The sequence below is a fragment of the Fibrobacter succinogenes subsp. succinogenes S85 genome, from assembly GCF_000146505.1.
Taxonomy (GTDB): domain Bacteria; phylum Fibrobacterota; class Fibrobacteria; order Fibrobacterales; family Fibrobacteraceae; genus Fibrobacter; species Fibrobacter succinogenes.
On sequence record NC_017448.1, the window covers coordinates 2702103 to 2727813 of the forward strand.

A 25711-nucleotide genomic window follows, 5' to 3' on the forward strand; every position below is an offset into this window, starting at 1 on the left:
AATTCGCTCAAAAACGCCAAAAGCAAAAGAAAAATCGCAGCTGAGCTAGCTGCGATTACAAATTTTAGATTTACAAATTTTGCGTTAAATTCACAAAATGTAAAAAGAAACGAGACGCTTTTGTGCGTCTCGTAATGAACTTTTAATTACTTTGTTTTAGTCTTTTTCGTTTTTTCAGATGGCGCTGTAGGCTTTTTCCCGTTCGCTTTTTTCTGCTCGAGGGCTGCCTTTACAAGACCTGTAAACAGCGGGTGCGGATCTGTCGGGCGACTCTTGAATTCCGGATGGAACTGGCAAGCTTCAAAGTACGGGTGATTCTTGAGTTCGACCATTTCGACGAGCTTTCCGTCGGGCGATGTACCTGCAATTTTGAGTCCCGCCTTTTCGAGTTCCTTGCGGAATTCGCTATTGTAGTTGAACTCGTAACGGTGGCGATGGCGTTCGCTGATTTTTTCGCTCTTGTAAAGCTTGGCCGCGTTGGAATCCTTGGCGAGCTTGCAGGGGTAAGCGCCCAAGCGCATGGTGCCGCCTTTTTCCGTGACGTTCTTCTGTTCGTCCATCAAGTCGATGACCGGGTGCGTTGTATTTTCGTCAAATTCGGTGGAGTTGGCGTCCTTCCAGCCGAGAACGTCGCGCGCAAATTCAATCACGCAGCATTGCATGCCGAGGCAGATGCCGAGCAGCGGAACCTTGTTTTCGCGAGCGTAGCGGATGGCAGCGCACTTGCCGTTGACACCGCGGCTTCCGAAACCGCCCGGAATCAAAATGCCGTCAGCCTTCTTGATGAGCTTTGGATTCTTTTCGAGTTCTTCGGCTTCGATACATTCCACGTTCACCTTGGCGTTGTTGGCCATGCCGGCGTGCTGCAAAGCTTCGTGTACGGACTTGTAGGCGTCACGAATGGCAATGTACTTGCCGACGAGTGCGATGGTGCATTCGTACTTGGGCTGCGTGGCCTTCTTGACGAGGCTATCCCATTCAGAATGTACAATCGGGTGGACGCTCAAATGAAGCTGTTCCAAAACGCGCAAGTCGAGTTCCTGCTTGGAAAGTTCGCGCGGCACGGCGTAAACGGAATCCTTCACGTCCTTCTCTTCGATGACGCATTCGGGCTTCACGTTGCAGAAAAGCGCGAGTTTGTCGAGATGTTCCTGCGGAATATGCATTTCGGTACGGCACACGAGAATGTCCGGGAAAATACCGATGTTGCGGAGTTCTGCGACGGAGTGCTGCGAAGGCTTGGTCTTGAGTTCGCCTGCGGCCTTGAGGTACGGCACCAAAGTCAGGTGGATAAAGCAAGTGTTTTCGACACCGACTTCAAAACGGAACTGCCTTGCCGCTTCGAGGAACGGGAGCGATTCAATATCGCCTGCAACACCGCCGATTTCGCATAAGATAATATCTGCGCCACTTTCGGCTGCCGAGCGGAATGCATCCTTGATTTCGTTCGTGATGTGCGGAATGACCTGTACCGTTCCGCCCAGGTAATGGCCTGCACGTTCCTTAGAAAGTACGGAAGAATAAATACGGCCTGATGTGTAGCTTGATGCCTTGGAACACTGCACGCCAGCAAAACGTTCATAGTGGCCAAGATCCAAGTCGGTTTCGTAGCCATCGTCAGTCACAAAAACTTCGCCATGCTGGTACGGGCTCATCGTACCCGGATCCACGTTCAGGTACGGGTCGAGCTTTTGCATGAATACCTTGTAGCCGCGGCTCTTCAAGAGGAGCGCGAGCGATGCCGAGGTGATTCCCTTGCCGAGCGAGCTTACGACGCCGCCCGTGATAAAAATGTACTTAGGCTGCTTTGCCGAATTCTTTGCGGTTGCCTTAGCCATGTAGCGTCTCCTTGCCGGCCACTGTGCCGGGGGTTGTTATAAAGTTTGTATAAAAATAAAGGCAAAAGCCAGTAGCTTTTGCCAAACGATAAAGACAGTTAAAGAGGGGAAAAATCGGGTGTTTAATAGCTTGTTCGGAGGGGGTCGCCTGATGACGTTGCGAAATCGTTGCAACGGCTGAATACAGGTGAGCTTCGATGGTGTCCGATATTTTCATCGGACTTATAATGTAGTAAAAATGCGGCGTAGGGCAAGAATAACCTTGAAATTTTTTGTAACAATTTTTGTACTGTTACATTTTGTGTAAAGCAATTTTCTCTAAAACAAGAAAATGTAAAAGATTGGCGCGATGCACGATGTTTTGCGATTGCGGAACCGCTGTTTGTGACTATTTTTTAGCCAGGTATTTTTATGTCTATCATCAACGAAATTCAAAAAGCGCTTTTCGCAAAACAGGATTTAAAGTTCAAGGCTTTCCATAGCAAGCTTATTCCGACGACGGATCCAAAGTCAATTATCGGTGTGCGTACTCCCGACTTGCGGGCCATAGCAAAGGAATTTGCAAATCACTCTGACGTGGAAAAATTCTTGACCACGCTTCCGCATAAGTATTACGACGAAAATCAAATCCATGCGTTTATTTTGTCTTTAATTAAGGACTATGATGATTGCGTGTCGCACATTGATGCGTTCTTGCCGTATGTGGATAACTGGGCAACTTGCGATCAGATGCGCCCGAAAGTTTTTGCAAAGGCCGCGAACCGCAAGCGACTTTTGAAAGATGTTGAACGTTGGATGAGTGCTCCCGTGACGGACGTTTACGCTGTCCGCTTTGGTATCGAAACGTTGATGTCGTTCTTTTTGGATGATGACTTTGACCCGAAATTTTTGAAATGGGTTTCGAAAATCCGCAGCGAGGAATATTACTTGAACATGATGGTGGCGTGGTTCTTTGCGACGGCACTTGCAAAACAGTACGAAGTGACTCTCCCATTTATCGAAAAACACGTGCTTGATGCATGGACGCATAACAAGACCATCCAGAAGGCGATTGAAAGCTATCGCATCACGGATGAGCAGAAAGCATATCTGAAGACCTTAAAATTATAGTATCTTTAAAATATGATTGATTATACAGTACAGACCATAAAAACTGACAATTTTGAAATGGACTACCTCAAGTTTGGCACAGGCGCGCGTACGCTCGTGTTGTTACCGGGGATGAGTCTCAAGAGTATGATGGGCCTTGCCTCGATGGTGGTGGATTCGTACAAGATATTTGCAGACGATTTTACGGTCTACATGTTCGACCGCAAAAAGAATTTCGGTGAATCGTATCCGATGGAACAGATGGCGACTGATACTGCCGAAGCGATGGATGCGTTGGGCATTGAACGCGCCTGCTTCATTGGAATTTCGCAGGGTGGCATGATTTCGCAAATCATTGCTGAACAATACCCGCAGAAGGTTGAACGCTTGGCGCTCGGTTGCAGTGCAGCCCGCTTGAACGATATGTCTCGCGCGGTGATGACGGAATGGAAACGCCTCGCCGAAGCTCGCGATATCGAAGCCCTCTGCTCTAATTTTATAGATAAAGTTTTTTCTGCCGAAACAATCCGCAAGTACAAAAAGAGCCTGATGCGCATGAATACGAATGCGACCGAACAGGACATGGCTCGCTTCTGCGTGCTTGCCCGTGCCTGCCTTGAATACGATGCATACCCGGGACTTGAAAAACTCAAATGTCCGACGCTCGTTTTGGGCGCAGAACTCGATCAGGTCTTGGGCGTAATCGCCTCTCGCGAAATCGCCGAAGTGCTAAAGCAAAACGGTGTGCCGACGGAACTCTACGTTTACGAGAACTATGGCCATGCCGCCTACGATGAAGCTCCGGATTACCGTTCAAGGATTTTGGAGTTCTTGAAGGGATAGGGGGAAGGGCCCTGTTTGATGAGTCGGTTATCTCGGATTTTCTCGTGAATTGGGCGTGGCGAGCGTTTTTTTAGCGATTTTATGTTAATTTGCGAAAACATACACTAAAAAAATGTATATATAAAACGTGCAATTAATATTAGGCACAAAAGCCAAAAAATGTTTTTTAATTAATACCTTGGATGCTTGACTTCTGAGGTGTGTTTTTGTTTAAAATTGGAAAAATTATGGACGAAATTCTTTCTCTTGCTTATTATATCACATACGCGACTCGTAGGGCTGACGCTCCTATTGGTTTCAACTTTCTTCGTCAAGCAGAAAACTTTATTGCTGCGTTGATGCCTTTTGAAGCTGCTACTCAAGATTACTATGATGACGATCTTGTTGCTTTAATTAATATCCATATCACTAGAGATGAGTTCTTAGATGTACTAGCGCAAATAGAGCGGGGGGTTCGGCCGCGAAATGTCAGTTTGCCTGTAAGAGGAGTTGTCCCTAATCCTCAGGAACGTCCGAGTTTTTTTGAAAACTATATCACTAATATCCATGATGATAGAACAAAATCGTCGGTTTGCCAGACCATCAATCGCTTGAATGAGGTTATGCAGGGCATTTCCTATAATGGTGTTGATGAAAATGGAAATCCGGTTGTCGAGGCGAATAATCCGAAGTCTAGACCGAATGGATTGGTTGTTGGTCGAGTCCAGTCGGGTAAGACGCGCAACTATATCGGCTTGATGTTAAAGGCTTTTGATGAAGGTTGGAATACAATCTTTGTTTTAACGAGTAATAGCACTGAACTTCGTACACAGACTGCTAGTCGAATTGCCAAAGATTTAGCCAAAGCCGGTATAACGGATAGGTTTGCTCGTCAGGTAGATGTAAGTATTAGAAATGGAAATCTTCCTGCGAATGACACAAATGGTTTCCTCTATTGGGGCGTGGTAATTAAAGAAGTTAATAATATTGGAAATTTCAAGCAATGGTTGAGTGATAGTCGTGCTGTTCATCAGAATATGCGCGTTATGATTATCGATGATGAAGCTGATAATGCAAGTCCGAATTCTAATAATGATCCCAATTTGTTAGAGGACGCAGAAATTGATTTGGAACTTGAGAAGTTGACTTGTCTTGCTGAAGATGAACAATTTGCAGGACTAGTAGATGTTGTGGAATGGTTCAAAAATCTTAGAACATTGAATGCTGAACATGCTGCATTAATTTTTGCTAAAAATATTTTAGCAGAAGGTGCAAGATCGGCTACTGTTCAACGCGATGCGCTTCTTCGAAATCAAAATTGGTGCAACCTGACTGGTGCGACGGAAGAAATTGTTCGTGAAATTTATAGATACTATAATGTTGGCAATAGAAAGCCAAATGTAAAAGAATTTATTTTATTGGTGAAGTCAATTCTGTCTATCGCAACTGACAGAAGCCAAATCAATGGTGGCATCATTGAAATCGTGGATAAGACTCGGGATGCTGTCGAATATACATATAATTTTAAACATTGTGCTTATATCGCTTATACAGCAACGCCTTATGCTTGTATCTTGAATGAAAATCCGAACGCAACTTCCATTTATCCTGATTTTATTCAATCACTAGACAAATCAAATCAGTATTTTGGCCTTGCTGAAATTTTTGGACGGTATGATCCTGATAATCTAAATTCGAGAATGCCTATTTTGCAAACTTTTTCGGATGAGGAAGCTGTTCTCGTTGATAAAGTTAAAAGTGGAGCTAGAATATCGGACGATTTGTCGGTTGAAGGAGAAGAATGGGTTGGCTTGAAAGACGCCATCAGCTATTTCGTTTGCTCTGCCGCAGCTCGCCGTGTACGCCGATTGAGAGATGTTCCTGTTATAGAGAATAATGGAAATGAAGAATTTTATTCGTCTATTCGTGACGATTTATGGACATCAATGTTGGTAAACATCCATCATACGATAGGAGTCATGGATGGAGCTAAAGATGCTATAAAAACATATTTGCGAAATTTCTTACGGAGGGACGATTTTATAGATGTTTGTCATGAAGCTTGGGTGCGTATGACAGGCGAATTTACCGAAGAATATTTTAGACAACTTTTCCCAAATTATGGAGAGTTTGAGCCCTATCCAAGTTGGGAAGCTCTTTTGCCTCATTTAGAGTATTTTAGAGGCGTGGATAAAATCCAGGTTGTGGTATTGAATACTGGCGCTAGCGGTAGAGATGATTCGAATCGTTACGCAAATAATGGTGATGGTGTTCAACGTTATACGGATGATCGAGCCTGGATTGTTTGTGGTGGTAACAAAATTTCTCGTGGTTTAACGCTTCCGGGGCTTACTGTTAGCTATTTTGACCGATTGAACAAAACGATTCCCGTGGATACAATGACCCAAATGGGGCGTTGGTTCGGTTATCGTCGTGGTTATGAAATGTTACCACGAATTTGGATGAAGCCTGCAAATTTACAGGAATTGAAGAAAATCGCCCAGGTTGAAGAATTGCTTCATCCAAGCATTAGAGAAAATTTTGATAATCATTATTCTCCGGCAGATCCGAACCATTTCCAAACGGTTTATTCATTTGGTAGAAAGCTCTCTGGAAGAGAACAAAGTCGCAGACGGATGGAGGCTCCGATGGGGGCTTTAATCCATTCTAAAACACTGCCTATTCAGAGAGACTCTGTTGTGGCTGCTTATAATATTGTTAATCGCTTTGCTACGGAACATCAAGAGAAAGTTCGGAATTCAGAAGAATATCAATATAGTAGAATCCCGTTATGGGAGAATGTTCCTGTAGAAGATGTTGTTAGGACATTGACCGAATTACGAGATTTCTATCCTGAAAAAACGAAACGCGTTTTGAATGCCTTGATTAGGGATGTTAACAGTAGCTTAGTAAATGAATGGGATGTCGTTTTAGGTACACCTGCTATTGGCGTGCTGGATAGCGTGCCGGAAAATAGGCCGTATTTCCGGATAGGGAATTTTATTCTTTCGGGTGCTAATCCGAGGATATTCTATAAGGATGGCGTTTTGGAAGCGGAATCTAGACTTCACATTTCGTTCTATGCGAATTTCCCGAAAACAGTTTTGGAAGAAACAACTCAATATTATAAGGATTATTTTAGTCATCATCCAGAAGATTTGCCTAAAGATAAGAAATTGCCTGAAGGTTTCCGTAACAGATCTGATTCCCGTTATATGGCAACAGCGTTTGCTGGTTTGAGAAGTCCTTCTAATAAGAAGCCTGTATTGCAATTCTATGTGATTAATCCGCAAGGGAATGTAGAAGGACTTGAGGCGGGAATACCTTTAATCGCTATATCTGTTTATTGGCCGGAACACAATCCGGATTACTTCGTTGCAAATGAAGTTGGTTATGAACCGCCTCCGCGTTCTATTGACAAAACTCATGTCTTTGTGAAAGTCAATAGAATTCTTCAGGAAGCCAACTTCCCGATGACTACGGCGGCTTTAAGGGCGAAGTTCCTCAAATATTATCCGCTTCGCAAATTCCCAAATGCAGAAACGGTTTATAATGCCAATGTTCGCCGTGGTAACGAGAATGGGTATGGTTATTACCAGTTCCCAGGTAAAGATGCTTATGCTTCTATAAATTGGGCGGAAATGGAAAATGCGGAAATAGAAATAGGTCGTGCTTTCTTGAAAGAAATCGCAATTATTTTACGAGGCACCGTGAATCGGTTGTCTTTTGATGATTTGAAAAATGCTGTTCTTGCTGCGGATGCTAGATGGAATGAAAATTTGATGCCTTCAACTCCGGCAGAATTACAAAGGCTTATAGAGAATCATCCTGAATATAATCTGAGGTGCGAACCTGGACGTCCGTATCGTTTCTGGTTTAATTGTGAGGGTGTGTAACTATGCCTGATGCTTTAGATGCAAACTTAAAAGAGGTGCTGACTGATTTGATGATGCAAATTGGTCAGACTCGACAGAAGATTGTTCGCCAGTTTGCTGGTGACTTCTACTTCTTTTCAAATTTCACTCAGATGGGCGTTGCAATCGCTTTCCGTAATGATGCGAATGCGTTTGTTCGTCAACTGAAGACGTTTTCTTTAGCACGTAGTGCTGAACTGCAAACGACGAATGGCTTGTTGCCTGGTCCGTTTTTGACATTGTCTATTAATCCGCAGGAATTTGACTTTGAAAACTCACTTTCTGTTGGAATTTTCGTTGATTTGATGATTCGCTTTGTTGATGCTGAATATAGGGAAAAGTTTACAACGGATCCCGATATTTGTTATACGATTCTAGCGGACTTGCTTGGCAATACGTTTAAAGAAACTTCGCCGTATGCAGTACTTGCTGAAGTACAAATGCTGCGGATGCTTAATAGTCAGTGGTTGATTCATTCTGTTCGGGAAAATTGGCCTGGGCCGGATGGAAATGTCCATGATTTTGAACTTGAAAACTGCAGCGTAGAGGTTAAGTCGACTTTGCATGCAAAGGATCGACCAGAACTTGTTATTTCATCTCAACACCAGCTGCAAAGGACTGGGGATAAGCCTCTTTATGTAGCCTTGTTCCAGTATGAAAATACGGGCGATTTATCTATTGGTGAAGAAGTCGCTAGATACGAATCTCCCAAGATAGAATACAATGCTCTTGTTAATAAATTGAAGGACAAGGGAATTGTTGAGGGGTCGCTTTCGTGGCAAAAACAGTATCATTGGATTGAAAATCCTCGTTTTTATGAAGTGACGGATGATTTCCCAAGAATTACTGAGGACATGTTCGTAAACAATCAGTTCCCGCAAGATATAACCAAGATTATTTATCATGTGGATTTGAGAAACCAACGTGCTTACACGTTTGAAGAATTTCTAAAAAGAATTTCAAATAATTAGGAGAAAATATGGCTGGTCAAAAATTGGAACTTACATGGGTTGGCAAAAATAAACCGGTAAAGCTGGAACCGCGTTTGTTGCTGGAAGTGCCTGAAAAGTCCTATTGTGCGAAAACAAAGCGCGAAGGCGATATTTTTGATAATATGCTTATTCATGGTGATAACTTGCTTGCATTAAAAGCTTTGGAAAGTAAGTTCACCGGACAAGTGAAGTGTGTGTATATTGATCCTCCGTATAATACGGGGTCTGCTTTTAAACATTATGATGATTGTTTGGAACATTCTACTTGGCTGAATTTGATGCGAGCTCGTTTAGAGTCTATTTTTAAATTGTTAAAAAAGGAAGGTGTCTTATTTATTTCCATAGATGATGACGAATGTCATTATTTGAAAATATTATGCGATGAAGTGTTTGGCCGAGAAAATTTTTGTGGTTCATTTGTTTGGGAAAGAAAAAAGAAACCGTCATTTCTGAGTAATATGGGCGTTGTGACGGAATATATTCTTGCTTATGCTAAAGAGAAGAAAAGTAGTCCTCCATTTATTTATGGAACAACAACTAAAGGGAAAAAATATCCTATTAACAATGCAGGAAATACTTTAGCTACTTTGACATTCCCTGCTGGAAGTGTGTCTTTCAGAATGGTTGATCAGGTTGTAGTTGCTCAGGATATGTCTGGTGGAAATATCGTTACACGTTTGCTTAATGATGTGATTATCAAAAATGGTGTAAATGAAAATCAATTCTCTCTTGAGGGTGAATGGCGTTATTCTCAAGACACAATAAATGAGATTATTGATTCTGGTGAGCAAATTGTTATTAGTAAAGTTCCTTTCCGCCCTAATCATGTGAAAGATGGTGGAAAACCTAAAAAAATGAAAAACTTGTTAAGTGTTGCCCACTATAGTATGGCGACTAATGAAGATGCTACTGCGGAAAGCGAAGCGCTTTTTGGCAATATGGACGCTTTTGACAACCCAAAGCCAGAAATGTTGATTTCAACATTAATTGATGCTGTGACAGAAAAGGGCGATTTGGTTCTTGATTCTTTCCTTGGGTCTGGAACGACTGCTGCTGTAGCTCATAAAATGGGACGACGATGGATTGGTGTTGAATTGGGTGATCACTGTTATTCACATTGTATTTCTAGATTGCAAAAAGTGATTGATGGCAATGATATGGGAGGTGTAAGTAAATCTTATGATTGGCAAGGTGGCGGCGGCTTCCGTTTTTATGAATTGGCTCCATCCCTCATCAAAAAAGATGAGTATGGAATAGAGGTCATTGATAGGGAACATTTTGATGGTGCGCGCCTTATTGAAGCTGTCTGCAAAATTATGGGTTTTGAATATGCTCCGAGTCAAGATGAATACTTTATCCATGGACAGAGTACTGAAAATGCGTTTATTTATGTGACGACGAACTTTATGACTACAGAGCATATTCGTTCCATTAGTCAAAAATTGGGTGATCGTCATTTAAGCATTCTCTGCAAAGCATTTGATGCCGTTCCTGCAGATTGTGAAAATATCACCATTTCTAAGATTCCCAAAGAGATTCTTGACAAGTGCGAATGGGGCCATGATGATTATAGCCTTAATGTTAAAAATCTGCCCATGTCAGAAACTGAATCGGAACCTTCTTTGAATTTGTAGGAGCATTTAAAATGAAGCTTGTTGATAGTATTTCTAAGTGCTTGAGCCTTCGCAAACCGCAGAAGGTTGCTCTCGAACACCTTTCCGCTGTTGTAGAAAAATTTGCAGAAGCCAATCTTTTGAAAAAAGATGCCGATATTGCGGAACAATTGAAAATCGTTCAACAATATCAACAGTCTGCTAATTTGACTCCAATGTCAAATTTTGATCATAGTTTTAGTTCAATGACATTTGACATGGCTACAGGCGTGGGTAAAACACGTTTGATGGGGGCTTTCATTGCCTACTTGTATAAAAAGTTTGGTTTAAAGAATTATTTGATTGTTGCTCCAAATACCACGATTTACGAAAAACTTATTGCTGATTTTACTTCTGGTTTTGATAATAAAAAATATGTTTTTCGAGGCCTTGATCCTTTGGGATGGCCGTCGCATCGAATTATTACAGGGGACAACTATAATAGCGTTGCTGCGGGGACTGATGTTCTTTATGATGTAACTCCTATTACAGTAAATATTTTCAATATAGCCAAGTTGACGGAAAAGCAAAGTGCAAAAGAAAATCATTTAGATAAATCGGATGCCGCTGCTGCTCTTCCCCGAGTTCGTCGAATTTCAGAATTTTTGGGTGATAGTTACTTCAATATTCTTTTGAAAAAAGAAGATTTGGTAGTGATTATGGATGAAGCCCATCATTATAGGGCGAAAGCCGGATATAGCGCCATAGATGAACTTCATCCTGTTCTCGGTTTGGAACTGACGGCTACTCCAACTAATCAAACTAGGAATATCCTATATTCTTATGATTTACCGCAGGCAATGCATGATGGCTTTGTCAAGGTTCCTGCTGTTGCTTGTCGCCGCAACTTCAATCCTGCTAATTTCACTCCAGAGGAATTGGAACACTTAAAACTGAAAGAAGCTGATTTAATTCATTCAAATAAAAAGGTAGCCTTGAAGGATTATGAGTTTAATCATGGCTTGAAACAAAATGTTAAACCATTTATATTCGTAATCTCTAAAGATATCGCCCATGCTAAGCAGATTGAGGAATACACTCAGTCGAAAGATTTTTGTAATGGCAAATATAAAGATAAGGTTCTGCGCATAGATAGCTCTTCAAGTGATGAAGAAATAAAAAAACTGTTGATGCTTGAACATCCCTTGAATCCGTATGAAATTGTGATTCATTGCAACAAGCTGGGTGAAGGATGGGATGTTACGAATCTTTATACGATTGTACCTTTGCGTGCTGCGAATGAGCTGCATTTGATTATGCAGTCCATTGGACGTGGGTTACGATTGCCGTATGGCAAGCGTGTTGGGGATAAGGATGTCGACCAGGTAGTCGTTATCTCGCATGATAACTTCGATAAAGTTATTGAAGAAGCGAAGAAGAAAATGGGCGTTTTGGAAACGATTGATCTTGGTCCTGGAACTCCAGAAGAGGCTGGCAGTGGTGTTCCGCGTAAAGTCCAGATAACGATGAAACCCAAAACAGAAATGCTAGTTGCTCCGGTTTCGGCTGGTGCTCCTGCTACGGAAGATTCTGCTCCGTCAATAAACGTTCCTCAACCGAGTTCTGTAAATACGCCTGAAGTTGCGGCAGGTAAGATTCTTACCCAAATGGACGAGGATGCTGGCAAAGGCTTAAAGCCAAACCTGAATAATCCTGTATACGTGCAAACGACAAAAGATTCTTTGGCTGAGCAAGGTGTATCTGAAAATGTTGCGGAACAAGGCGTTGAAATTGTAAAACATGTGACGATTGATATTCCTCGAATCACATTGACTCCAAAATTTGCTGTAACATGCAATCTTGATGAATTTACTTTTGATGGTTCTGAAATAAAGAAGCTTCAGCCTATAGACAATCAATTGTTGATTCAAACAGTATTGGCTCAGAAGCCTTCTCGTTATATACTGAAGGTTGTGGAAAATGGGGACTCCTTCGATGCAAATGATTTTGTAACCCATTTGATGCAGGAATTGTCTCATGTGGATGGTATTGATTATGATAGTAGTTCGAAAGTTGTCTATGATGTTGCAAATCAGGTCAAGGATATTCTTTTGCAATGCGATAGAGCTTGGAATATTGTAGCTAATTATTTCAATCGCATATGTGAAATGGTAAAGAGGCAACTTTTGGCTCATCGAACTGTTGGTAATTTGGAGTATGAAACTCGTGTAGAACCGGGATATGTCAAATTGCAAATTATTAGCGGAACCATCAATGAAGGTGAAAAAATCCGTGATTTCAGGGACGATAAATTTGTAAAAAGTCAAATTAAGTCTATGGCATTTAATGGATTTGAAAAATGCCTTTATGATGTCCAAAAATTTGATAGCGATCCGGAACGCAAGTTGATGGTTGGATTGGAATCTGATGAGACGTTGCAGAAGTGGTTCCGTGCAACACAAACTACATTCCGTATTCCGTATGGTGCTGATGGGTCTTGCTACACTCCAGATATCATTATGGAAACCGCAAATGAAAAAATCATGTGTGAAGTCAAGGCCGCTAATAAAATGAAGGATGAAGAGGTCCTTCAAAAAGCGGCTGCCGGAAAAATCTGGTGTGAACGTGCCTCAACGGAAGATTCTAAGCCGTGGAAGTACGTCTTGATTTCTGAAGAAGAAATTAACCAAAGATTGTCACTAGATATAAGTGGTTTGCTTGCGTTGGGGACGTAAGCTTATATTTCCTTGGTAAAGGGCTCCGCTTTGAGCGGAGCCCTTTGGCTATTGAGCTTTTTTGGCTACTTATTTTTATATTAAATTTGTTGCGGGCATTAGTCTACAATAGAAAACACTTGGATTTTAGACCTATACGAAATGCCTCTCATTATTGGGTTGACTTGCCAATAAAATAGATGAAAAAAAAGGATTTTTTATGAGTGAACAAAATCTGAATGAGTTAAGTGAAATTGGTAAGTGCCGTTTGCATTTTCCTTTTTTGCACCCGAAGAAAAGGGAAGAAATGGTTTCGCTGTATTGTTCAGAACGCAGCGAACTTAGCAATGATGTCGACGCGGATATTAAGAAACGCGTTTTGGAGGCATACAAGGGCTTTAAAATAGAAGGCTCTATTCATAGCGTAGAAGTTGGCCCTGTTGTTATGCGCGTAAATTTTGTTCCTGCCCCAGATGTGACGAATGAACGTGTTGCGAATAAGGCGAGTGATTTGGCTCGATTATTGAAGGTGAAAAGCGTTTGCGTCACTTCCAATAACTCCGTAGGGGCGATGGCGATAGACATCCCATGTAGAACGCGTAAAAATGTGTTGCCTGGAAATTTGTTGGATATTGATCATTCCGATAAAGTTTTACCCATAGATCTAGGCGTAGATGTTGTTGGAATGGGTATTTGCGTTGATTTATGCAAGGCTCCGCATATTCTTGTTGCTGGTACCACTGGTAGCGGCAAAAGTGCTTTTATTAACGCAATTATTGCAAGTCTTTTGCGTAATGTAAGTGAAACCGATTATAGTTTGATGCTGATAGACCCCAAGCGTGTTGAATTGGCGTGTTTTAAGGATTTGCCAAATGTGATAAATAAGAAAGTTCTGGATAAGTCGGAGGATATTCTTCAGGGCTTAGATTGGCTCCATCGCGAAATGGAACGTCGATATGAACTGCTTGCTAATGTTGGTGTAAAAGATATTAAAAAATTTAATGAAAAGGTTATTTCTGGAGATAAATCATTCTATAGTAAAGTTGGCGTCTCCGATTTGCATAGAATGCGGTATATAGTGTGTATTATTGATGAATTTGCAGACCTTGTACTTAATAATGAAAAAGAGCAAAAAAGAGAATTTGAAAAGCATGTCCAAAGTTTGGCGCAAAAGGGGCGTGCTGCAGGCATTCATTTAGTTCTTGCTACGCAAACTCCGAGAAGTGATGTAATTTCGGGTGTTATAAAAGCTAATGTTCCGATGAAAGTTGCTTTTCGTGTATCTAACGTTGTTGATAGTAGGGTTGTTTTAGATGAAGCCGGTGCAGAAGGTTTGCTTGGGTCGGGTGATATGCTGGTTGACTATAGTGGTTGGGGCGGTTTAAAGCGCTTGCATGGAGTGTGGTATGACGATGAGACTGTAATTGAAAAGATGGTTGCCTTTATAAAATCAAATTCTATCGATATGCAACATGAAATGGTCTCTTTTGATACAGGTACATGTCGCCAGTCGATTACTGAAATTCCAGAAGGAGTTTTTACAGCATCTTTTGATGGTGTTATGGAATTGGCTGAATATATTGATGAAAAATTGTCTGCTGGAGGGCAGTTAGTTGAACTAGCTCGCAAAAAAATGAGTAATGTCGCTTGTCCTGTGACTCGATTTAAATCGGGCTGGGATGAGTCTGCTTTTTTTGAATTGGAACGAAATCAAGTCGTTTGTTTGACAAACGGGAAAGATTGTGTTGTAAAAAGGAAATGGAAGTCTGAAAAGGACTACGATGTATATGAGGTTGTTTACGAAAATAGGCGTTATGCCTTAAGATGGTTTGCTGGCAAACCATCAAAGAATCAAATGGAAAAATTGCAGTATTTGTTGGATGTCCCCTTGTCAGAAAATTTTATTCGTCCTCTGGCGATTTCCTATTCTATGGCTAATGGATATGGCTATTTAATATTTAAGAATTTTGTTGATGCTAGTAAATTACAAGAATTTGATTCTTTTGACATTCCGTCATTTCTAAGTATGTGTTTGCAAATAGCATCGTCTTTTGAAGAATTGCATAAGAATGGACTTTGCTTTTCTAATTATGGAGAATCTGATGTTTTGGTTGATTCAAATGATGGACGCGTTTTGATTGATGTGTGTGAAAATTTGACAAGAATGGAGAAAACAGATGTCTCTGTCGCTGTTCAGGGACGGTATCTTGCTCCAGAACTTTTGGAAGGTTCTCATGTTCCTGACTGCTATACAGACTATTATCTGTTGGCTTGTATTTTGTCTAGCTTAAAAAGTAACTTGGATGATGTTGATGAAGTCATTAATTTCCCAGTGGATTTGGATAATGTTTTTTCAAAATCGCTTAGTTCTGAAATGAAAATGAATCGTGAATTAAGAATGAAGGATAAAGAATGGATTGATTTATTCAATTACATGCGCGATAATTATCTGGTTTAAAATGATTTCTTATATTTATTCTATAAATCTAAAAAAGTGTAAATAACCAAATAGAAAGGTGTGTAGATGACTGAAATTTACGGTATCGACTTGGGTACGACATATTCGTGTATTGCGGAAATTAATTCGATAACGAAATTGCCTTCGGTTATCAAGAATCAAGACGATTTGGCGACAACTCCATCAATTGTATTCTTTGATGAAAATGATGCGCCACTAGTTGGCGGTGAGGCAAAACGCTATATGGCTTCGGATCCAAGCCGTGCGGTTGCGTTCATCAAACGTGAAATGTCGAATCCCACGTTTCGGATGGAAATAGGTTGCAACGAAATCACACCCGTGAAAATATCCGCAATGATATTGAAAAAGCTTGTGGATGATGCGAACATCAACCGAAAATTCAGGGGAAAGCCTCCCATAAAGGATGTTGTGATAACTGTTCCTGCTTATTTTGGCAACAATGAAAGAGAGTTAACTCGCCAAGCCGGGATTATCGCTGGATTAAATGTTTTGGGTTTGCTAAACGAGCCTACAGCGGCTGCTCTGTATTATGGCTCTAGAGGTAATGTTTTCAATGAAAAAACGTTCATGGTCTATGATTTAGGCGGCGGAACGTTTGATGTCAGCATCATGCGGATGCATAACAATGTGCTTGAAACATTATCTACAGACGGCGACCATCATCTTGGCGGTGTTGATTGGGATGCAGCCATTGTTGATTACGCGTTGAAAGTTGTTTGCGGCGAAAGCGGTGTGACGTATGAAGATATAAAACATACGCGTGATGGCGGCGACATGATTATGAATGCAGAAAAATGTAAAAAAATGTTGTCTGAAAGTGATCGTGCTCCGCTTCGATTTAGGTACAAAGGCCGCATGTATATGCACGAAATGAGACGATCTACATTTGAGAATTTGACAGCTGGTTTGTTGAAAAAAACGATTGATTCCATTCGCAATGCGATAAAGATTTCCAAGGACCCCAATGCGAAAATTGACATGATTTTCTTAGTTGGCGGTTCTTCCTATATGCCTATGGTCAAGGAACGTCTTTATATGGAATTTCCTAGAGTGAGCATTTTCTTGGAACAGTTTGAACCAGATTTGGCTGTAGCCAAAGGTGCGGCTATCCAAGCATTCAATATCGCGAATCCGCAAAGCGCCCCAGCTGCTGGTGTGAAAATAGGCACGGATTTGTCTAGCCGCTCGTATGGTGCGGGCTGTATGCGAACAGGAACTGATGAACACATAATTGATAATCTTATTTTGCGTACAGATCCGATGGTTTATGAAGGAACTTGTCGCCATTATACAAGAAATGACAATCAAACCTCAACGTCGGTTTCTATTTACGAAAATAAAACAGTTGAGAAAGAACTTTCTGTCAATGATGGTGTCCTGGTTCAAAGACAAAGAATAGAATGGGGATATCCGGTTCCTAAGGGAACGCCGGTAGATTATACTATAAGGAGGGGGTTAGATGGTATAATCCACATTGAAGCAATGTGTGAATGAAAAAAGGTTTTTTTCGAAATAAAGCCTGAAGGTGGGGTGAGTCTCGAAGAAATGGAATCTTTGAAACAAGAAATTGCGTCGTACAACCTTTAATTTAAAAAAGAATAGACCATGTTTGATGGTAACGCTAATAACAGTTTTCAACAGAGAAATGATATTTCCGAAATAAAGGAACAGCTGCAACGCCTTTCTGCAGCGCATGAGCAAACGATTCATAAACAAAATGAATTGATTGGCAGGTTGCATGAATGCATTGTCAAGTATGGTAATGACGTTCTTTTCAAGTCGCAAAAAGATCTTATTGAAGAGATGATTCAGCTGGCAGATCAAGTACATTACTGTATCCAGGATCAGAAAAAAGAGCGAAATTATCAGTTGCTGTTAGATTCAATGATTCAGATAAGCCAATGGATTGATGCTAGCTTGAGCCGTGTCAAGGTGCGTCGATTTGATTCCGGTGAAAAATGTTTTCGTGAATTTAATGCCAAAAGGCAAGAAGTCGTTAATACTGTTGAAACGACTAATTCGTCTGAAGATGGATGCTATAAATCGGAGCTGCCTGGATATGAGTGGACCATCCCATTTGTAGGGTCTGTTGAATCAATGCTGTCCGAAGGTGTTCCACAAAAATTTGAGTTTGTATTCAGACCTGAACAAGTCGTTTCGCTCAAGTATAGGCCAGTTAATGCAGAATCGCAAACGCAAAAATTGGTTGATGTTGTTTCCGAGAGCAAGCCTTCGGTATTTTCTAGCGTGTCGTCTGACAAGTTGGAATGTAAACGCAGTTTTAGGCAATGGCTTTTGTCACTCTTATTTAAAAAAATTTTTTAAGAAGAATTAGAATATGAAGGATACAACTGAAAAACATGTTGAAAGTAACGTGGCGGAATCAGCGGCTGCGCCATCTATAGATGATAATCCGGCACAGATATCTGCAGAGAATGTTTTGGAACCTGAGACTGAAACAAAGGAGATTCCTGCAACAGAGATGCCTGATGTCGTAGTGGAACTCCGTAGCGAATTTGAACAAATAAAACGTTCATTTGCAAAACAAAATGAAGAGAATGCGGACGCTTTGAAGATGTTGAATGAAAATGCCCAAAATTTCTATAAAAAAATGGAGCCGTATCTTCAAAGGCTTGATAAAAATGTTTTTGTTCTCGGAAAAAAAAGTTCTGATGTAGAAAATGCTTTAAAAGGATTGCATGGTGAATGTCTGGAAAAACGTGAACAGTTTATAAAAGAACAGTCTGATACTATTGCAAAACAGCAGGACTCGTTAAAAGAGCTTTCTGGAGCAATCAATAAGCTTCAAGATTGCATGACTCGCTATCAGAACGATGTTTTGTTCAAAGCGCAAAAGGAAATTTTGGAAGATTTAATTCAACTTTCGGATCAAGTACGTTGCAATATTTTGGATCAAGAACAAAATCAGAATTACGAATCACTGCTAGATTCTATGAAGCAAATTGGCAAATGGATAGACGCAAGCCTAGAGCGTTCAAAAATGCATAAGTTCGAAGATTGCTGCCATGGAAATACCACCATCGACAAGAAAAGGCAAGAAGTCGTGGATATCGAGGAAACGGAAAGCGCCGAAAAAGATGGATACTTTGTCACTCGCCAACCTGGATATTTGTGGACGATTCCTTTGGTGGGAAGCGTTGATACTATGCTTTCAGGGAATGCCCCGCAGACGTTTGAATTTGTATTTAGGCCTGAACAGGTGGTAAAACTTAAGTACAAAAAGTGAAAACTGTTGACTTTTTAAGAAACGTCTCTGCGTTCCTTTTTACTACGCCGCTATAAGAAAACCCGATGACCAGAAGGTCACCGGGCTTTTCGTTCAACTAGGAGGTTACTATGGAATTTTAATTGTTGTTTCTACTTATATATCGGAACGAGATTTGTGACTGTAAAGCTCAAAAAGAAAAAAATCGTTCGCCATTGGCGAACGAAAAATCTTAAGTTTCGCAAAGTGCTAGCCGCTATGAATTGTTGAAAAACGAGTTGCCGTGGGGCTTTGCTGTGTTTATGGTCTGTATTTTCGCATGCAGTCGTTCATGAACATTTTTTGCAGAGGAGCATCGATAATCTCAAGAAATTCTCGCGGTGTGACAACGAATTCGCAGACGGGGAAGTGTTTGATGTTGCCTGTTACTAGGTACGCCCCGTTATCTCGCCTTGCGAGAACAACATTGTAGAATACAACGTCTTTAGGGTCTGGCAAAGTTGTGCCACTTGGTGGCGCGTCTACGTCTAAGCTATGTTTTAACAATTCAGAAATAACGGTTTCGATGGATTCTTTTTCTAAACCAAATTTCGGGCGAGATAGAACTTCTCGGTATTCGGCAAGAATCTCTTTATTGACTAGTATGCAGACGAATCCTGAAAATATTCTTTGAACAACTTGCAATACCGGCGAATTTGGAGATTTGGTAATAAGTGCGGAAACAATGACATTTGTGTCAATGACTGCGTAAATCATGAACCCCCTCGACATACGGGTTTATTTGCCGGAACGGTATGCGGCGATTTCTGCCTCAATTTCGGATTCGCTCATGCCTGCGGCTGCGCTTCGCTGGGCTTGTTTGCGTAAGTCCATGAACGCTTTCCAACCTGGATTGGCGTTATAAATTGCGGATGGGTCCCGCAGTTCAAAGGGAATTCCCTTTTCAGCAACAGCGCGTTTAAAAAAGATGCGAATGGCCGTTGGAATGTCTATTCCAAGGCTTTCGAAAATCTCCGCCGCTTCATTTTTTAAATTCTCGTCAAGACGTACTTGTAATACAGTTGTAGCCATAATAACCTCTTTTATATTATAAATATAATGTAAAATAATACGTGAGTCAATGGTGTTGTTTTTCATTTGACGCTTGACGAGTTTACACTGGAATATGATTATTCGATATTATTATATATGTGTTTTTGGAGGTTTTCATGGTAGCGCTTCCTTCGATGGCTCAAGTTGTCGCATGGTTTGGCTGGGGAAATGGCCCCGGCGCCATTGCTGCTGTCAGTGCCGTTTTGACGATAGTCGTTTTGTTGGCTCCTGTCATTGCGGGGCTGATTTTATTTGGGCTTGAACGTTTGCAAGTGTCGCTCATCGGGGCGCTCAATCGCGATTTGGCGTACTTTTTCGTGAATTTTGTGACGTTCCCGGGGACGTTCGTGCATGAGATGTCTCATTTGGTATTCGCTGTAATTACAGGGGCGGAAGTGAATGAAGTCTGCATGTTTGAAAATGATGGCGGGCGTCTTGGCCATATCAGTTATCGTACGAGGGGACCGTGGTTCATGGCGGCGGTGCAGCATTCGCTAACCGCAGTGGCTCCGACGGTTGTCGGATTTGCACTTGGCTATGTGCTGCTGAAGTATATCTTTGCAGGGACTCACTCTGTTTGGGCTTACGTCGGGCTTTGGTATTTGGTGATTTCGCTGATAGATCATTCCACGATGAGCGATTCGGACCTGGAACATTATTTTCAGGGCGTGTGGATTTTTATCCTTCCGGTTTTCCTCGTGTTTTTCGGGCTAGGGTACTGGGGATGAATTTTTTCGCCATGTGAAAAAATCGCCAGCCGGTGGCTGACGATTTGATGATTCTCTAAGCTGAGGCGGCGTTGTCTAGCAATACATTTACATAGGTTTGATATGGAATGCCTGCGGCTGCAGCTTTGCGTTTGATTGCGTCCACTGTTTTGACCTTGAGCCTTATGGAATACATTTTCTTTTCTTCCTTGGCTTCGGCTATGGCACGGCTGATGCGTGCTATGGATTCCTCGATAGTTTCCGACTCGTGTCCTCCGGTGATGATTATCGGATCTCTCATTGTGGTGTCGTTTTCAAGAGCCTCAATTTCTTCCTTAGAAAGAAAATCATCAACTAGCTTGAAACCCTTGGGCAGTTTAACCTTTTCGGGCTTTTTTCTCTTCATCTTCATGAGCTCTCCTTACGGTTATCAAAGTTTTTAAATCGTCAGAAACAATTAATGTCCAAAAATGATTGTCAACTTCGGATGTGATTTTAGATACACCTTCTTTATCGGATGGATCCCGTACTAGGTCTTTTCTCCGCAGTACTTTTCCAAGCATTTCTACGGTAAAGCCTCTTTCACGCATTCTTTCAAAAGCGTGTTTTGTAATATTCATCTATTACCCTCTTTATTATAGAAAATGTATAGACTGATGTCAATACGTATTGCAATACATCAAATGAATATGGTTCATTTGATTTTTGTCTTGTTCTTGGGAAATTTCCACGATTCGCGTGGAAATGGGATGCTCTTGCGGTGCTGTTGGCGAGGGTTTTCCTCGGCGTTACTTGGCGCAGTTCAATCTGCGCACTCGAGCAGGCTGTTTCTCCTGCCAGCTATCCAACAACATCTACAAGAATGTGGATGCGCCTCGTCGCGGATGCACGTACGGGCCATAGGCCTATGCCGACTGTCACGAGGATTGTCGAAATACGAGGATAAATATATGAATAGGCAAAAGGAAAGTCAATAAGGCGCATTTTACTATGACAAAACCCGATGACCTGACGATCACCGGGCTTTTTCAACTAGGAGGTTACTATGGAATTTTACGATATTGACTAGGCGTTACGCCGCCATGAGGAGGCGGCATTCGTCTTCGAGCCCGCAGTCGATCAAAAACTTGCAAATGTTCTTCTTGATCTTGCCCGTGTTGGCGCGGGTGCAGTGCAGCGCTTCGGCGACTTCGACGTCGGTGTACTTGTCGCAATTGCGGCTCACCTCGTACATGGTGTCGAATGCCTTGAGCATCTTGGGGCTCTTGGCGAGACGGTGCCTGATGATGTCGATGATTTCGCACTGTTCGTAGTCGCTTTCGAGCACGTTGCGTTCCCCGGTAAACGGGTTCATATCGCCGTTGTCAATGATGGAGTCGGCTTCGTCATCGTTTTTCTTCAGCTTGCTTTCGGTTTTTTCGCGGTCGCCGCGCTTGGAGTTGTTGCGCTTTTCGTCGGCCATGTGCCAGCTGATTCTTTGTGCGAAGAAAGCTTCGAAGGGGACTTTCATGCTCGGGTTGAAATCATGCACGGCCTTGCAGAAGACCATGTAGGCGTCGCCGGCCAGGTTGGCCTTGCGTTCCTTGGGGCTGCAGCCGTTGAGGCTAAAATCGGAGCAGATCTGGAACGAGTTCTTGGCGACGAGTGCCATGACGTAGTCCCCGAAGATGTCCCAAAGGGTGTACATTGCCTTGTCGTGGGCGTATTCGCTCGGGGCGGCCTGAGCGATGGCGATGAGGTTGTTGATCTGGGAGGCGGTGGCCTTGGTGGTGTTGTGCTGCATAAGCAAGCTCCTTTGGGAAGTTGAAAATTTTGAGACAAGACGGCAAAACGCCCTTTGATAATTTTTTATCAAAAGACTATGGCGTGAATTGCTGAAATGTTGTTTATTTGGTCAAGCCGTTTGCTGGACCTATATAGACGAAAATCGGTGTTGCGCTGTTCAATGCGCTGGAAAAACGAATAGAGAAAATCTTATTCAATCTCATGCTCCTAAATATAGAAAACCGGTATGTCATAATATGACAGCCGAAAATTTCTTTTGTAAAGTTTTCTAAACTTTTGAGATCGAAGAGTGTAGACGTCCAAATCATATCCGTGTTATATATCGACTGTTAAAGTGAAAAAGTAAACTGAAAAAGTTGAATTTTTTTCAAAAAAAATTTTTTCTCCCCATATTTACATGCGGATTTTATGAATCGATATCATGGTGTACACTTCTTTGGAGGTCTGCATGAAACTCTTTAAACCCCTTTCGTTTAAAATCTTTGGCACGTCTTTAGGCGAGTGGTTGTTGTGGTTTACTATCGGCTTAATCATTGGTGGGGTAATTTCCATATTTATTAGTAGGGTGGAAATTTCGTGGAAACCTCCCCGTAATTATGCGCATTGCCCTGAAAAGGATATTGATGGCTACTATTTTCAGAAGCTCGAGACCTTTGTGGACCCGCGCGACAGCAACGAATATATAGTGCTGAAGTATGCTGGGTATACTGGCTGCGACATGTCGGAACACGATTCGGGCTTTGTGGCGGGTGGTGATACCGTGACTTTCCACTTGATGCTGGAAAATTTGCGATACAAGACGCATTGCAGTTTCTGCCTGGATTCCTCTTGCGAGCGAGGGCGCTATTACTCTTCTATAGGGCGACTCAACGCATGTCCTGCGGGCTGGAAAATCGCCTCAGCGGAGCAGAATGCGGGGCTGTTTTTCTCCCCAAAGGGGCATTTGATGTATTGGCCGACGTTTAGCCCTACTAAGGTCGTGGATTCTTTGGACCCGAGTGGCCTGAAGCGTTTGCGAGCACACCTGCACGAAGAGACTTACGGGTGGGTCGATACGGTTGAACTGAACCTGTCCGGGTTTTACAATAACGAGAAGGATTCTATGGAATTTGTGGACTCCCTGAGCGTCGTCTGGACGGATGACGGGTTCCCGACTGTGATTGTGCCGAACAGTTACACGAAAGAACAGCAAGATGGGATTAAGGAAACCATGAGAGGTATCCTCTTGAAACAGGATTATTATTACCCAATCCGCTGCATCCGTATAGACGATCCGAACCACATGATGGATAGCCAGAAATCGAATATGACGACGTATTACAACAATATGAGACAATTGCCGTATCTGTATCGGTAAAAAGGAGAACCTATGCTTTTCGGTAAAAAACGCTGGATATGCGACGAGGTGGAACAAATGCTGTTGGCGCTCCACCCGGCGTACGACATCCGTGTCAAAATTAAGACTAACGGGAAAACTGTGGATTTCCCGTTCCGCGATAACGAGGGCAAGATGTTCGTGGACCCTTATAGGCGCGATGTCGTCAGTGTGGACGTCGATTACATGCGGGAGGGCTATCCCGTAGAAACATTTTATGTCGGGAAGGACGGACTCGCTGATTGGAGCGTGCCTTACATCAGGGAACGTCTGGATCGGTATGTCTCGCAGTTCCCTAAGATGAGTTGGACAACAAGTTTGAAGCGTTTGGCAAATATGCGCGAAGAACTCCGCACGGCAATCTGCAATAGCATGGGGGTGAATTTCACCCGTTTGGAAGGCGATACTTCGTCGTCTATTGGGGTCGTCTTTAATTGTCTTTCTCTTGAGCAGAGGCGGCGAGTCTGCGATGTCATTTGCAACCTGGATAGCGATGCCATCTCGATTCAGGCTGACTTTTTGCTTGATAACGTGGATGAAAATCGCATTTACGCCACGCTTGATGAACTCGCTCTGTACGATGCCGCGAAAGAAGCGGAACAGTACGGATGTGGGGAAGATGGGCTAGGGTTTTAAGGGTGAATATAGGAGAATGCCGTGGAATTTGACCACGGCTTTTTTTCTTTTTTCCATTATGCGGCCATGAGCAGGCGGCAATCATATTCAAGCCCGCTGTTGATCAACTTCATCATGATGCTGTTCTTGACGTTTTTCATGTTGGCGCGTTCGCACCCGATGCGCCTGGCAGCTTCGGCGTCGGAGTATTCACCCGAAAGGCAGAGTTCGTACATGACGTCAAATCTATGGAGCACCTTGGGGTCGTCTGCAAGGCTTTCCCTGATGCGGGCGATGGAATCTTCTTTTTCAGTGTCGCATTCCTGAAAATTGCGTTCCCCGGTGAAGGGGTTCACGTCGCAATTGTCGATGAGTGAATGCGAATCTTCTTCGTCATCGCTGTACTTTGCGTTCTTTTCAAGCTCCTCGTGCTTGCTGCGCTTGGCGTTTTTGCGCTTTTCGTCGCGCAGGCGCCATCCCCCGATTTTGGCAAAGTAGGCTTCAAAGGGAACCTTCTTGCTCGGCTCATAATCCTTGACGGCCTTGCGGAACAGCATGTAGGCGTAGCCTGCCAGGCTATTGCGGCGTTCCTTGGGGGTGCATCCGTTGAGGCTGAAGTCGGAGTCCATCAGGTACGACTTCTTGGCTACTGTGGCGGTGAACTCGTCCCCGTAAATTTCCCAAAGGTCGTGTATTGCCTTTTCGGAGGCTTTTGCGGTCGGGGCTGTCTGGGCAATCGCGATGAGGTTGCAGATTTGGGTGGTGGTTGCTTGGGGGTGGTTTTGACGCATGTGCGTCCTCCTTTTTGGGGTGTTTGCCCGTCGGCGGGCGGTTTCAGCCGAAAAAACAAAAAAGAGCCCCTTGATTTAAAAAAATATTTTAAATCAAAAGGCTCTTAAAGTCTTTCTATGTCAATCTTTACTACAAAATATTATAAGCTGTCTAGTGGTAACTAGATATTGCGTCCCTTAGGGCGGCGCGGTGCCAAAGAAATAAATGCCAAAAATCTTAATCATTCTCATGTTCCTAAATATAGCATCCCCGAATGTCAAAAGCTGACATTCGGCGTGTTTCTTTAATTTTTTTTTAAAATGTCCGTTTTGGGGATGGCGGAATTACCAGTCCTCTTCTCCGTTTTCCCAGTCCTCCTCAACGTCTGATTTCGGGATCTCAATTTCGCTGAGGAGCTTGCCTTTGGTAGCCTTGATGAAAGCTTCAACATCATCCCAATCGGCGCGCATCACGTAGATCAGGTAACGCAAGCCTTCGTAGCATTCAATGCCCTTGTGGTTCTCAAAGAAATCGGCGTAGCTTTCGCCTTCGTACAGTGTGGCTTTGTTCTGCAGATCGCATAGGTCGCTTTCGTGTTCGTCCTGGTTTACAAACCAGTCAAATACGGATGCCTTAGTCTTGTAGAATGCAGGCATGCCTCGACCTCTGCAAGGGTGTAGAAAATAGGCTTCCCTTTTGC

General features: G+C 42.6%; 21 protein-coding genes. 13 read left to right on the forward strand and 8 right to left on the reverse strand.

All coding sequences use genetic code 11. The features are described 5' to 3' along the window. Positions 1-146 precede the first annotated feature (146 nt). Positions 147-1838, reverse strand: a complete 1692-nt coding sequence (locus tag FSU_RS11030; RefSeq protein ID WP_014546486.1) for a CTP synthase — start codon at positions 1836-1838, stop codon at positions 147-149. Between the two features lie 411 nt (positions 1839-2249). Here FSU_RS11030 and FSU_RS11035 point away from each other — a divergent pair, with 411 nt between their 5' ends. From FSU_RS11035 to FSU_RS11080, 10 genes are all read left to right on the forward strand, one after another. Then, positions 2250-2948 (forward strand): DNA alkylation repair protein, encoded by a 699-nt coding sequence (locus FSU_RS11035; RefSeq protein ID WP_014546487.1) that lies wholly within the window; start codon positions 2250-2252, stop codon positions 2946-2948. Between the two features lie 12 nt (positions 2949-2960). Next, positions 2961-3770, forward strand: coding sequence for an alpha/beta fold hydrolase (locus FSU_RS11040; protein WP_014546488.1), 810 nt, complete (start codon positions 2961-2963; stop codon positions 3768-3770). A gap of 227 nt (positions 3771-3997) precedes the next feature. Then, the gene (locus FSU_RS11045; protein WP_014546489.1) at positions 3998-7645 is read left to right on the forward strand and encodes a Z1 domain-containing protein; all 3648 of its coding nucleotides are present in this window, start codon (positions 3998-4000) and stop codon (positions 7643-7645) included. A 2-nt stretch (positions 7646-7647) separates the two neighbouring features. Beyond that, positions 7648-8634: a PD-(D/E)XK motif protein gene (locus tag FSU_RS11050; protein WP_014546490.1), complete on the forward strand. Its 987-nt coding sequence runs from the start codon at positions 7648-7650 to the stop codon at positions 8632-8634. Between the two features lie 8 nt (positions 8635-8642). Next, entirely contained in the window at positions 8643-10289 is a 1647-nt protein-coding gene (locus FSU_RS11055; RefSeq protein WP_014546491.1) for a site-specific DNA-methyltransferase, read from the forward strand. An 11-nt stretch (positions 10290-10300) separates the two neighbouring features. Beyond that, on the forward strand, positions 10301-12982 hold the full coding sequence (locus FSU_RS11060) for a DEAD/DEAH box helicase (RefSeq protein ID WP_014546492.1): 2682 nt from the start codon (positions 10301-10303) through the stop codon (positions 12980-12982). 199 nt (positions 12983-13181) lie between these two features. Then, entirely contained in the window at positions 13182-15419 is a 2238-nt protein-coding gene (locus tag FSU_RS15940; RefSeq protein ID WP_015732125.1) for a DNA translocase FtsK, read from the forward strand. Positions 15420-15485: 66 nt separating this feature from the next. Further along, complete coding sequence (locus FSU_RS11070; protein WP_014546494.1) at positions 15486-16934, forward strand: Hsp70 family protein; 1449 nt, start codon at positions 15486-15488, stop codon at positions 16932-16934. A 111-nt stretch (positions 16935-17045) separates the two neighbouring features. After that, a complete protein-coding gene (locus FSU_RS11075) occupies positions 17046-17765 on the forward strand; it encodes a hypothetical protein (protein ID WP_014546495.1) in 720 nt (239 codons plus the stop codon). 13 nt (positions 17766-17778) lie between these two features. After that, positions 17779-18687, forward strand: a complete 909-nt coding sequence (locus FSU_RS11080; protein ID WP_014546496.1) for a co-chaperone GrpE — start codon at positions 17779-17781, stop codon at positions 18685-18687. 279 nt (positions 18688-18966) lie between these two features. On the opposite strand, the gene FSU_RS11085 is transcribed toward FSU_RS11080, so the two are convergent. Together FSU_RS11085 and FSU_RS11090 are read right to left on the reverse strand one after the other, a co-directional pair. Beyond that, positions 18967-19422: a putative toxin-antitoxin system toxin component, PIN family gene (locus tag FSU_RS11085; protein ID WP_014546498.1), complete on the reverse strand. Its 456-nt coding sequence runs from the start codon at positions 19420-19422 to the stop codon at positions 18967-18969. Positions 19423-19443: 21 nt separating this feature from the next. Continuing rightward, positions 19444-19803, reverse strand: a complete 360-nt coding sequence (locus FSU_RS11090) for a type II toxin-antitoxin system RelB/DinJ family antitoxin (protein ID WP_244263623.1) — start codon at positions 19801-19803, stop codon at positions 19444-19446. Between the two features lie 71 nt (positions 19804-19874). Here FSU_RS11090 and FSU_RS11095 point away from each other — a divergent pair, with 71 nt between their 5' ends. Continuing rightward, positions 19875-20486 carry a hypothetical protein gene (locus tag FSU_RS11095; RefSeq protein ID WP_014546500.1) on the forward strand — a complete coding sequence of 204 codons (612 nt, stop codon included), beginning with the start codon at positions 19875-19877 and terminating at the stop codon, positions 20484-20486. Between the two features lie 55 nt (positions 20487-20541). Here FSU_RS11095 and FSU_RS11100 read toward each other — a convergent pair whose 3' ends face one another. The 3 genes from FSU_RS11100 to FSU_RS11110 all read right to left on the reverse strand — a co-directional run bounded on the left by FSU_RS11100 (position 20542) and on the right by FSU_RS11110 (position 22248). Beyond that, positions 20542-20877 (reverse strand): CopG family antitoxin, encoded by a 336-nt coding sequence (locus FSU_RS11100; protein WP_014546501.1) that lies wholly within the window; start codon positions 20875-20877, stop codon positions 20542-20544. Then, entirely contained in the window at positions 20843-21085 is a 243-nt protein-coding gene (locus FSU_RS11105) for a DUF4258 domain-containing protein (protein WP_015732127.1), read from the reverse strand. Before FSU_RS11105 ends, FSU_RS11100 begins: the two co-directional genes overlap by 35 nt. A 452-nt stretch (positions 21086-21537) precedes the next feature. After that, positions 21538-22248 carry a hypothetical protein gene (locus tag FSU_RS11110; RefSeq protein WP_014546502.1) on the reverse strand — a complete coding sequence of 237 codons (711 nt, stop codon included), beginning with the start codon at positions 22246-22248 and terminating at the stop codon, positions 21538-21540. A 450-nt stretch (positions 22249-22698) separates the two neighbouring features. Between FSU_RS11110 and FSU_RS11115 the strand changes: the two genes are divergently transcribed. After that, complete coding sequence (locus FSU_RS11115) at positions 22699-23607, forward strand: fibrobacter succinogenes major paralogous domain-containing protein (protein ID WP_014546503.1); 909 nt, start codon at positions 22699-22701, stop codon at positions 23605-23607. A 12-nt stretch (positions 23608-23619) separates the two neighbouring features. Further along, positions 23620-24261 carry a hypothetical protein gene (locus tag FSU_RS11120; protein WP_014546504.1) on the forward strand — a complete coding sequence of 214 codons (642 nt, stop codon included), beginning with the start codon at positions 23620-23622 and terminating at the stop codon, positions 24259-24261. 56 nt (positions 24262-24317) lie between these two features. On the opposite strand, the gene FSU_RS11125 is transcribed toward FSU_RS11120, so the two are convergent. After that, positions 24318-25031, reverse strand: coding sequence for a hypothetical protein (locus FSU_RS11125; RefSeq protein ID WP_015732129.1), 714 nt, complete (start codon positions 25029-25031; stop codon positions 24318-24320). 324 nt (positions 25032-25355) lie between these two features. Continuing rightward, a complete protein-coding gene (locus tag FSU_RS11130; protein ID WP_014546506.1) occupies positions 25356-25667 on the reverse strand; it encodes a hypothetical protein in 312 nt (103 codons plus the stop codon). Between the last annotated feature and the right edge of the window lie 44 nt (positions 25668-25711).